Source organism: Pseudomonas sp. GM74, assembly GCF_000282455.1.
Classification (GTDB): domain Bacteria; phylum Pseudomonadota; class Gammaproteobacteria; order Pseudomonadales; family Pseudomonadaceae; genus Aquipseudomonas.
The window spans coordinates 72,872-82,595 of the sequence record NZ_AKJG01000109.1 but is presented as its reverse complement, the minus strand read 5'-3'; the positions used below and the strand labels follow the sequence as shown (position 1 = coordinate 82,595).

Annotated in this window: 10 protein-coding genes; 5 read left to right on the top strand and 5 right to left on the bottom strand. The window is 60.6% G+C overall.

Annotated features, from left to right (window positions below):
* Positions 1-614: 614 nt before the first annotated feature.
* The gene (locus PMI34_RS06510; protein ID WP_008052533.1) at positions 615-878 is read left to right on the top strand and encodes a DUF6124 family protein; all 264 of its coding nucleotides are present in this window, start codon (positions 615-617) and stop codon (positions 876-878) included.
* Positions 879-1,025: 147 nt separating this feature from the next.
* Here the strand turns inward: PMI34_RS06510 and PMI34_RS06515 are convergent, their stop codons facing one another.
* The 3 genes from PMI34_RS06515 to PMI34_RS06525 form a co-directional block, all read right to left on the bottom strand.
* Entirely contained in the window at positions 1,026-1,622 is a 597-nt protein-coding gene (locus tag PMI34_RS06515; RefSeq protein ID WP_008052532.1) for a superoxide dismutase, read from the bottom strand.
* A 164-nt stretch (positions 1,623-1,786) separates the two neighbouring features.
* A complete protein-coding gene (locus PMI34_RS06520) occupies positions 1,787-2,389 on the bottom strand; it encodes a LysE/ArgO family amino acid transporter (RefSeq protein ID WP_008052531.1) in 603 nt (200 codons plus the stop codon).
* 6 nt (positions 2,390-2,395) lie between these two features.
* A complete protein-coding gene (locus PMI34_RS06525; protein WP_008052529.1) occupies positions 2,396-2,797 on the bottom strand; it encodes an ACT domain-containing protein in 402 nt (133 codons plus the stop codon).
* A gap of 96 nt (positions 2,798-2,893) precedes the next feature.
* Here PMI34_RS06525 and PMI34_RS06530 point away from each other — a divergent pair, with 96 nt between their 5' ends.
* The 4 genes from PMI34_RS06530 to PMI34_RS06545 all read left to right on the top strand — a co-directional run bounded on the left by PMI34_RS06530 (position 2,894) and on the right by PMI34_RS06545 (position 6,815).
* Positions 2,894-3,793 carry a LysR family transcriptional regulator ArgP gene (locus tag PMI34_RS06530; RefSeq protein ID WP_008052527.1) on the top strand — a complete coding sequence of 300 codons (900 nt, stop codon included), beginning with the start codon at positions 2,894-2,896 and terminating at the stop codon, positions 3,791-3,793.
* A gap of 96 nt (positions 3,794-3,889) precedes the next feature.
* On the top strand, positions 3,890-4,882 hold the full coding sequence (locus PMI34_RS06535) for an NAD-dependent epimerase/dehydratase family protein (protein WP_008052525.1): 993 nt from the start codon (positions 3,890-3,892) through the stop codon (positions 4,880-4,882).
* A 116-nt stretch (positions 4,883-4,998) separates the two neighbouring features.
* The gene (locus PMI34_RS06540; RefSeq protein WP_008052524.1) at positions 4,999-5,871 is read left to right on the top strand and encodes a hypothetical protein; all 873 of its coding nucleotides are present in this window, start codon (positions 4,999-5,001) and stop codon (positions 5,869-5,871) included.
* A 95-nt stretch (positions 5,872-5,966) separates the two neighbouring features.
* The gene (locus tag PMI34_RS06545) at positions 5,967-6,815 is read left to right on the top strand and encodes a cache domain-containing protein (RefSeq protein WP_008052522.1); all 849 of its coding nucleotides are present in this window, start codon (positions 5,967-5,969) and stop codon (positions 6,813-6,815) included.
* Positions 6,816-6,938: 123 nt separating this feature from the next.
* Here PMI34_RS06545 and PMI34_RS06550 read toward each other — a convergent pair whose 3' ends face one another.
* Both PMI34_RS06550 and pobA read right to left on the bottom strand, forming a co-directional pair.
* A complete protein-coding gene (locus PMI34_RS06550) occupies positions 6,939-8,456 on the bottom strand; it encodes an MDR family MFS transporter (protein WP_008052520.1) in 1,518 nt (505 codons plus the stop codon).
* Between the two features lie 78 nt (positions 8,457-8,534).
* Complete coding sequence (gene pobA / locus PMI34_RS06555) at positions 8,535-9,719, bottom strand: 4-hydroxybenzoate 3-monooxygenase (protein ID WP_443216129.1); 1,185 nt, start codon at positions 9,717-9,719, stop codon at positions 8,535-8,537.
* Between the last annotated feature and the right edge of the window lie 5 nt (positions 9,720-9,724).

Sequence of the window (9,724 nt, the reverse complement as noted above, 5' to 3'; positions counted from 1 at the left end):
CCGAGGGGGCGGGTGGATCAAGATCAAGAGCGGCAGGCGAGCTAACGCTCGGCCTGATGAGTGGTGAAGAGCGAAGGTGTACGCCGCTCTGCCTTTGCTCTTCTGTGGGAGCGGCGGTGCGGCGATCCGACTTGCTCGCGAAGGCGGCCTGACAGCCGACCTGAATCTGGCGGATGTACTTTGACCCTGTGGGAGCTGGCTTGCCAGCGATGACGGCCTGTCAGCCGACCAATCTCTCACGCTCCCGCGTGGGAGTACTGCCAGGGACGCTCCGCGTTACGTTTCTGCGAGATGGTGCGGTGTAGGAAAGCGCCAGAAGTTTCCCACGCAGTTTTCAGGTTGTGCGTCGGAAGTGGACTCAATAGCCTCTGACTGTCGCTGAAAATTCAGCGATCGGGTGTGAGAACCCGGCAAGTCATAGTCATCCAGTGCCAGTATCCGCATAATTGCCGCCAGCTTATCCGCTGTCTGTAAGTGCGTTATGGCGGCTGTGTGCGGGCAGACTTTTGTCTGGCCGGGTGCCTATGACCGGTTTTCTCACCTCGCACATAGCTGCCACCTCTTTGCTGTGTGAGAACGGCAATGGGTGGCACCCACCGCATAGGAATATTTCAGTGGATAAGTTAATCCCCGATCCCCCCAGCAAGAGCACCAAACCCTACAGCCCCCGCACCATGTTCATGATCGTTCCCGACATGGACACTGAAACCCTTCTTGCCCACGCCTGTGAGTCACTGGCTTCAGCCAATGTCCTGGCGAGTGATTTCGCCACCTACCTGAATGGCCCCCAGCGCAACACAGCGTTGGCCATTTCGCAGATTGTCATGTTGGCGGAGCTGGCGGTGAGTCGCGCGTTGGATAACCTCGATCCGCGGTAGTTGGCAGACTAACCGCGTCATCGTTCTTCGCGATCCGACTTGCTCGCGAAGACGGCCGGATAATCGACACATTTTTCATTGATGTGGCCACTTCCCGAACGCATAAAAAAACCCGGCATAAGCCGGGTTTTTTGACTGGCGTCGAGCTTAAGCGGTGAAGGTTTTGCCTTCGAACTGCTCAGCCACGAACTTCCAGTTGACCAGGTTCCAGAACGCTTCGACATACTTTGGACGCAGGTTGCGGTAGTCGATGTAGTAAGCGTGTTCCCAGACGTCGCAGGTCAGCAGCGGGGTGTCGCCGTTGGTCAGCGGGTTGCCGGCGCCGATGGTGCTGGCCAGGCCCAGGGAGCCGTCAGCTTTCTTCACCAGCCAGCCCCAACCGGAACCGAAGGTGCCGATGGACGTCTTGCTGAACTCTTCCTTGAACTTGTCGAACGAACCGAAAGCCGCGTTGATGGCTTCAGCCAGAGCGCCGGTTGGTTGACCGCCGGCGTTTGGCGCCAGGCAGTTCCAGTAGAAAGTGTGGTTCCAGACCTGAGCGGCGTTGTTGAAGATACCGCCCGAGGAAGTCTTGACGATTTCTTCCAGGGTCTTGCCTTCGAACTCGGTGCCTGGCACCAGGTTGTTCAGGTTCACGACGTAGGTGTTGTGGTGCTTGTCGTGGTGGAACTCCAGGGTTTCCTTGGAGATGTGCGGCTGCAGGGCATCGTGTGCGTACGGCAGTGGCGGCAATTCGAAAGCCATGATGATTCTCCTAATCAGGTCAGTTGCGGTGAGCGCAAGGCCGATCACGGGCGGCCAGACAAGCGCCGGGGAGTTTGTACTCTTTGCGGCGCAGGGAGTCGGATCATAGCACCGGGGGGGCGGCATAACCACGCAACAACTGTGTGGAATAGAGGTTCCGCCAATCAGATGGCTACGATTAACTGCAGCGCTACGGCAAACATCATCACCGCCACCAACAGATCGAGAATTCGCCAGGTGCCGGGTCGGGCGAGCCACGGTGCCAGCCATGCCGCACCGAGGGCCAGAGTGAAAAACCACAACAGCGAGGCGCTGGCCGCACCGACGACATAAGCGCCGGGCTCGGTTTGTTGAGCGCCCAGGGAGCCGATCAGCAAAACGGTGTCCAGATAGACGTGCGGATTGAGCAAGGTCACCGCCAGCGCGCTGAGCATCACCGCCCGCAGCGAGCGTACGGTCTGGCCTACGCCCTGCTCAAGGCTCTGTTTCGAAAAGGCCCGGCGTAGCGCCTGGCTGCCGTACCACAACAGGAACGCTGCGCCACCCCAGCGGGCGATGGCCAGCAGCGTCGGGTTCTGCGCCAGTACCGTCGCCAGACCGAATACACCGGCGGCCACCAAAAGGGCATCGCAGGCCACGCAGAGCGCCGCCACCGGCAGGTGATGTTCGCGCCGCAGGCTTTGCGCCAGGACAAACGCATTCTGGGTGCCGATCGCCATGATCAGGCCGAAGGCCACTAGCAGCCCGTTCACATAACTTTGCCACATGATTTTCTACTCCGCGTTGGCTGCCAGATCCCGCAGCACTTGCAGGGCACGGTCGGCGTCGGCCTGGCCGACAAACAGATGGTCGTGGTAGTAGCCGGCAATCACGTTGCAACTGATCCCGGCCTTGCCCAATGCCGTGGCGAACGCGGCGGTCAAGCCGACCGCTTCGAGGGCCGAATGCACGTTCAGGGTGATCCAGGCGGCGATGTAGTCGAAGCTGAATCCGGCTTTTTCAGCGTGGGAACGTTCGAGAATCACGGTCAGGCCTTCCTGCTCGCGGAAGCTGCCGACAATCTCCAGATCCTTGGGCAATCTGCCGTCGCGCAGGGTGCAGAACACGTATTCGCCGGCATTGAGTTGCGGGCTCATGCTGCGCAGCAGCGTTGCCAATGAAGTTTCGCCAGCCATGTGGGTGATCCTTGTTCAAGAGTTCTTGCTGGTCATTGTCCTTGTGAAGGCTGTATAAGAAAAACCAATCTTGCTGATCGCTCATTAGGAAAACTGATGTTCGACTATAAATTGCTTTCTGCCCTGGCCGCCGTGGTCGAACAGGCCGGCTTTGAACGGGCGGCCCAGGTGCTGGGCTTGTCGCAATCGGCGATTTCCCAGCGTATCAAGCTGCTGGAAGCGCGGGTTGGCCAGCCGGTGCTGGTGCGGGCAACGCCGCCAACGCCGACGGAAATCGGCCGGCGGTTGCTCAACCATGTGCAGCAGGTGCGATTGCTTGAACGGGATCTGCAAAGCCTGGTGCCGGCGCTGGATGAAGAGGGCCTGCCGGAGCGCCTGCGGATCGCCCTGAACGCCGACAGCCTGGCCACCTGGTGGGCACAGGCGGTGGGCGAGTTTTGCGCGCAACAGCATCTGTTGATGGACCTGGTGGTCGAAGACCAGACCGTGGGCCTCAAGCGCATGCGCGCCGGTGAAGTGGCGGCTTGCGTCTGCGCCAGCGAGCGTCCGGTGGCGGGGGCGCGCAGCGTGTTGCTGGGGGCCATGCGTTACCGGGCACTGGCCAGCCCCGCCTTCATTGCCCGGCATTTTCCCCAGGGTGTACGCGCCGATCAGTTGGCCCGAACCCCTGCGCTGGTGTTTGGCCCGGACGATTTCCTGCAGCATCGCTACCTTGCGTCCCTCGGCGTCGAGGGCGGTTTCGAACACCATTTGTGCCCGTCCTCCGAAGGTTTCATTCGTCTGACGGAAGCCGGGCTGGGCTGGGGACTGGTCCCGGAGCTGCAGGTGCGCGAGCAACTGGAAAGGGGCGTATTGCAGGAGCTGTTGCCAGATAAGCCGATCGATGTGCCGCTGTACTGGCATCATTGGCGTAATGGCGGTCAGTTGCTGGGGCTGCTCACCGATCAATTGGTCAGCTCATCGAAGCAATGGCTGGTGCCTTGGAAGCAGCCTTAAGCGTCAAGCTGCAAGCTGCAAGTGAAGCGCTTGCGGTCCGATTTTAACTTGCAGCTTGCCGCTTGAAGCTCGTGGCTGTATTTGTTGGAGCAATTCATGAAGATTCTGGTTACCGGCGCAAGCGGCTTCATCGGCGGGCGCTTTGCGCGTTTTGCCCTGGAGCAGGGCCTGGACGTGCGGGTCAACGGTCGCCGGGCCGAGAGTGTGGAGCATCTGGTACGCCGCGGAGCGGAGTTCATCCAGGGTGACTTGAGCGACCCGGAACTGGCGCGCGAGTTGTGCTCGGACGTCGAGTCCGTGGTGCATTGCGCCGGTGCCGTCGGTTTGTGGGGACGTTATCAGGACTTCCATCAGGGCAACGTCCAGGTCACCGAGAACGTGGTCGAAGCCTGCCTGAAACAACGGGTCCGGCGACTGGTGCATTTGTCGTCGCCGTCGATCTACTTCGATGGTCGCGATCACCTGGGCCTGACCGAAGAACAGGTGCCCAAGCGCTTCAAACACCCTTACGCCGCCACCAAATACCTGGCCGAGCAAAAAGTCTTCGGTGCCCAGGAGTTCGGCCTCGAAACCCTGGCCCTGCGCCCGCGTTTCGTCACCGGGGCCGGCGACATGAGCATCTTCCCGCGCCTGTTGAACATGCAGCGCAAGGGACGCCTGGCAATCATCGGCAACGGCCTGAACAAAGTTGACTTCACCAGCGTGCAAAACCTCAACGAGGCGTTGCTCAGCAGTTTGCTGGCCAGCGGTTCTGCGTTGGGCAAGGCTTACAACATCAGCAACGGCACGCCGATTCCCCTGTGGGACGTGGTCAATTACGTCATGCGCAACATGGACGTCCCACAGGTCACCCGCTACCGTTCCTACGGCCTGGCCTACAGCGTGGCGGCGCTCAACGAGGGCGTGTGCAAGTTGTGGCCGGGGCGTCCCGAACCTACGCTGTCGCGCCTGGGCATGCAGGTCATGAACAAAAATTTCACCCTGGACATCAGCCGCGCCCGGCATTATCTGGATTACGATCCCAAGGTCAGCCTCTGGACGGCGCTCGATGAGTTCTGTGGCTGGTGGAAGGCCCAGGCTATTGGCTGACGTTCGAACAACGCCCCCTGACTGAACCGGATTCGGGCTTGGGGGTCAATGGTTGCGGCTGTGGGGTTTATACTGCGCGGCATAAAGCCATTATGTGATTCACTAAGGTTGATTCAATGTCCATGCGAAACGATGCCAACGACGACTTCGATGATGTACCGAGCCTGCGTGCAGACGTTCTCGATGACGACTATGCGCCCACCGCCCGCACGGTCGTGCATTCGCGCACGGCGCCGGTGGTGAAGGTCAAGGCGGCAAGCACCGGCCCCCTGTGGGCGTTGGTCGGGGCGTTGTTCTTTGCCTTCGCGGGCCTGGCCTGGTGGAGTTTTCAGCAGATCTCCCTGATGGAACAGCAACTGGTGGCGACCCAGGAAAGCTTCGCGCGAATCAGTGAAGAAGCGGCAGGGCGCCTGCAGGATATTTCCGGAAAGGTTGTTGCCAGTCAGACCAGTGTCAACACCGACAGCGAGGCCTTGAAGCTGCAAATCCGCCAGTTGGAAAGCAAGCTCCAGGACCAGAACGCCAAACAGCAAGGTGTTGCCGGCCAGGCCTCGGACCTGGACAAGCGACTGGCACAAATGACTGCGCAAACCACCGAACTGGACAAGCGCCTGGCGCAGTTGACTGCCCAGGACACCGAACATCAAACGGCCAATACTCAGTTGCAGGCCCAGGTCAAAGCCTTGAGCACTGAACTGGCCGCTCTGAAAAGCGCCCCGTCGGACTCGGAAAAACTCGATGCACAGCTGAAAAGTCTGGGTGCCGATGTTGCCGCACTGAAGAAACAAGGCAACCCGAGCGCAGCCATCGAACGTCTTGAGCAAGACATGATCGTGCTCAAAAGCGAACAGGACAATCGCCCGGCGGTCACACAGGGCTCGACCAACACGGCCGAGTTCGATGCCTTCCGCAGCCAGGTCACCCGCAACATCAATACTCTTCAGGCGCAGATCCAGAACCTTCAGCAGCAACTGCGTGCCCGGCAGTAACCGACTGCTTCAGGAAAATCCGGGGGGCCTGAGATCCATACATCTCCCATTGCCGTCTACGCTCTTGAAACACCATCAGGAACGAGGGATGCGCAATGGGGGTTGTGTACAGGTTCACCTTGCTGTGCGGCATGTTTTTGCTGTGCCTGGGCCAGACGCAAGCCGCCGGGGCGGAAAAGGACGACAGCAAGGCGGCCATCGCCCTGCTGGAAAAAGCCCTGGCCTACTACCACCAGAATGGCGACAAGGCCCTGGCGGCGTTCAGTCGCCAGGGTGAGTTTGTCGACAAGGACCGTTATGTCTTCGTGCTCGACACCAAGGGCGTGATGCTCGCCAGTGGCGGGCCGTCGTCGGCGCTGATTGGCCGGGACGTATCGGAAGTGCTCGGGCCGGACCTGCAGAAAACCTTCAAGGACGCCCTGAAAGTGCCGGAAGGCAATGGCATTCAGCAGGCGGAATATCGCTGGCAGAACTGGAATGACGGCAAGGTCGAGCGCAAGCATGTCTACTACCAGCGCGTCGGCCAGCGGATTCTGGCGGTCGGTTATTACCTGCCACGGGCCTCCGCCGAACAGGCCATGGCCTTGCTGAACAAAGCGGCAACCGATCTGGCCAGGGACGAAAAGGGCACCCTGACGGCGATCAACTCTCTCAAGGGCGGCTACCTGCAGGATGACCTGTACGTATTTGTCGTCGACCTGGACACCCAACGTTACGTGGCCCACGGCACCAACCTGCGGTTGATCAATACCGACTTCAGCAAGATCGTGGACCCGGAAGGCAAGCCGGTGGGCGAGCCGATTCTGGCGTTGATGGCCCGGCAGGATAACGGCGAATACGAATATCGCTGGAAAAACCCGGTGACCGGCAAGGTCGAGAACAAGCATGCCTACCTGAAAAAGGTCGGGCATTTTCTGGTGGCGGTCGGGTATTACAGCCCTTGAATGGTAGTGACCGTCAGATCGCCTTCGCGAGCAAGCCCGCCCCCACAGTTGACCGCGTGCTGATAAAGAACTCGGTTTAATGTGGGAGCGGGCTTGCTCGCGAATACAGGCAACGCGGTCTACCTATCGAACCTTGTCCTCGCGCCCGCGCAACAACATGTTCGGCATGGCAATCGCCGCCGCCAGTCCCAGCAACGACACCACCGCACTGACCGTCAGCAAGTGCCGGAACGTCAACAACAACTCGGCACGCAAGGCGTTCTGCGCGTCACCCGGCGCGGCATTCAAGCCGTCCAGCAACACATTCCCCGAACTGCCTTCGGTAATCAGCGACGAACCGGCCAGGTGCGCGAAACTCGAATCCTGCAACAACGCCAACAGCAGCGCCGACATCAACGCCACGCCGACCGCGCCACCCAGCGAACGGAACAGATTGGTGGTGCTGGTGGCGACGCCGATGTCCCGCTGCTCCACCGAGTTCTGCGTGCCGACCAATGAGGTCGGGAACTGCATGCCGGAGGCAATCCCGCAGAGCAGCATGAACAGGCTGCTCACGATGAATGCCTGCGGTGGACTGAACGCCATACCGATAATCGAGACGGGCATCAGCGCCGCACCGGCAAGGATCATCGGTTTGTAGCGCCCGGTCACCGAGGTGCGGCGGCCGGCGAAATACGCGCCGATCGGCAAGCCCATGGCCAGGGGGAGCAGGTGCAGGGCGGCGCTGTCGGCACCGGCACCGGTGACGCTCTGAAAGCGCAGCGGCATCAATACGATCAGCGAGATGGCCTGGAAACTGGTGAAGAAAATCGTGCACCAGCACAGGATCGCGTTGCGGTTGGCGAACAGGTGCATGGGCAACAACGGCTCCCGCGCCCGCCGCTCGTGCACGACGAACAGCCCCAGTACCAACACCGCACATGCCAGCAACGCCAGCACCTCCGCGCTGCGCCACGAATGGCCCTGGCCGACCTGGGTGATGCCCAGCAACAATGCCGTGAGCCCGATGATCATCAGCACGGTGCCCAGGTAATCGATGACCGGTTTGCGTTGCGGAATCGGCAGCCCCACCAGTGTGCGATGGGCCACCAGCCAGGCACCCAGGCCCAGGGGCAGGTTGATCAGGAACACCCAGCGCCAGGACAGGTATTCGGTCATGTAGCCGCCGAGCACCGGGCCGGCCACGCTGGCCACGGCATACATGCTGCTGAAATAGCCCTGGTAACGACCGCGCTCCCGTGGCGGCACGATGTCACCGATGATCGCCTGGCTCACCGAAATCATCCCGCCGGCGCCAATGCCCTGGAAGATCCGCGCCAGCACCAGCTGCTCCATGCTCTGGGCCATGCCGCAGAACACAGAGGCCAGGGTGAACAGGCCCATGCCGAACAGCATCAGCTTGCGCCGCCCGTACAGGTCACCCAGTTTGCCGTAGATCGGCACCGCCACGGTCATGGCCACCATGTAGCCGGAAATCACCCAGGCCAGCAGGCTGACGTCCTTGAATTGCGCGGAAATGGCCGGCATCGAAACGGCGACGATGGTCTGGTCCAGTGCCCCGAGAAAGATTGCCAGCATCAGGGCGATCAGCACGCTGCGAATGGCCGGTTTGGGCGTTTCAGGCTGGTGGAGATTGGTCACGGGAAAACCTGTGGGCAGTAATTGACCCGCAAGCAGCAAGGCGAGCGGTAGTGCTCGCCAGTGTAAGTCGGTAGGAAGCTATTCGATAGCCTCATAAGGAAGCCCGACGTAATTTTCTGCAATGGTTTTGCGACCCGCTTCGGAGTCGATGAAATACTCCAGCTCCGATTCGGCAATGCGCTGGCTGAACGCATCGTACTCCTCGAAACGGTGCAGCATCGAGGTCATCCACCAGGAAAATCGCTCGGCCTTCCACACCCGGCGCAGGCAGATTTCCGAGTATTTTTCGAGTAAATCAAGGCGATCTTCGCGGTAAACCCTGAGCAGGATGTTGAACAGCGTACTCACATCACTGGCCGCCAGGTTCAGGCCTTTGGCGCCGGTGGGCGGGACGATGTGCGCGGCATCGCCGACCAGGAACAGACGGCCGTACTGCATGGGTTCGACCACGAAGCTGCGTAGCGGCGCGATGCTTTTTTCGATGGACGGGCCGGTGACCAGTTTGTCCGCCAGCGCCCGCGGCAATCGCGACTTGAGTTCGTCCCAGAAGCGTTGATCCGACCAGTTGTCGACATGATCGCTGGTGGGCACTTGCAGGTAATAACGGGTGCGTGTCGGCGAGCGCATGCTGCACAACGCAAAACCGCGCTCATGGCGGGCGTAGACCAGTTCTTCATGGACCGGCGGGGTATCGGCCAGGATCCCGAGCCAGCCGAAAGGATAGATCCGTTCGAAGACTTTCAGGCTGTCGGCGGGAATCGATTGCCGCGCCACTCCATGGAAGCCGTCGCAACCGGCGATGTAGTCACAATCGAGACGATACAGTTCGCCGTCTTTCTCAAAAGTGACAAACGCTTCGTCGGTTTTCATACCGTGGGGGACGACGTTGTCGGCCTGATAAATCGTCTGCGCTCCAGCCTCCCGACGAGCGGCCATCAGGTCGCGGGTGACCTCGGTCTGGCCGTAGATCATCACCGTTTTGCCCCCCGTCAGGGCGTGCAGATCGATGTTTACCCGGCGCCCGTCGAGAGCCAGTTCGAAACCGCCATGGACCAGTCCCTCGGCGTCCATGCGCTGGCTCACGCCAGCCTGACGCAACAGCTCTACCATACCTTGTTCAAGCACGCCGGCGCGGATTCGACCGAGTACATAGTCCGGGGTCTGACGTTCGAGAATGAGGGTGTCGATGCCGGCGTTGTGCAGCAGTTGGCCGAGCAACAAGCCAGAAGGGCCCGCACCAATGATGGCAACTTGAGTTTTCAGCGTTT

Excerpts from the sequence above, each read along its gene's own strand:
- PMI34_RS06515 (WP_008052532.1), bottom strand. The coding sequence starts at position 1,622 with ATGGCTTTCGAATTGCCGCCACTGCCGTACGCACACGATGCCCTGCAG.
- PMI34_RS06520 (WP_008052531.1), bottom strand. The coding sequence starts at position 2,389 with ATGTGGCAAAGTTATGTGAACGGGCTGCTAGTGGCCTTCGGCCTGATC.
- PMI34_RS06525 (WP_008052529.1), bottom strand. The coding sequence starts at position 2,797 with ATGGCTGGCGAAACTTCATTGGCAACGCTGCTGCGCAGCATGAGCCCG.
- PMI34_RS06530 (WP_008052527.1), top strand. The coding sequence starts at position 2,894 with ATGTTCGACTATAAATTGCTTTCTGCCCTGGCCGCCGTGGTCGAACAG.
- PMI34_RS06535 (WP_008052525.1), top strand. The coding sequence starts at position 3,890 with ATGAAGATTCTGGTTACCGGCGCAAGCGGCTTCATCGGCGGGCGCTTT.
- PMI34_RS06540 (WP_008052524.1), top strand. The coding sequence starts at position 4,999 with ATGTCCATGCGAAACGATGCCAACGACGACTTCGATGATGTACCGAGC.
- PMI34_RS06545 (WP_008052522.1), top strand. The coding sequence starts at position 5,967 with ATGGGGGTTGTGTACAGGTTCACCTTGCTGTGCGGCATGTTTTTGCTG.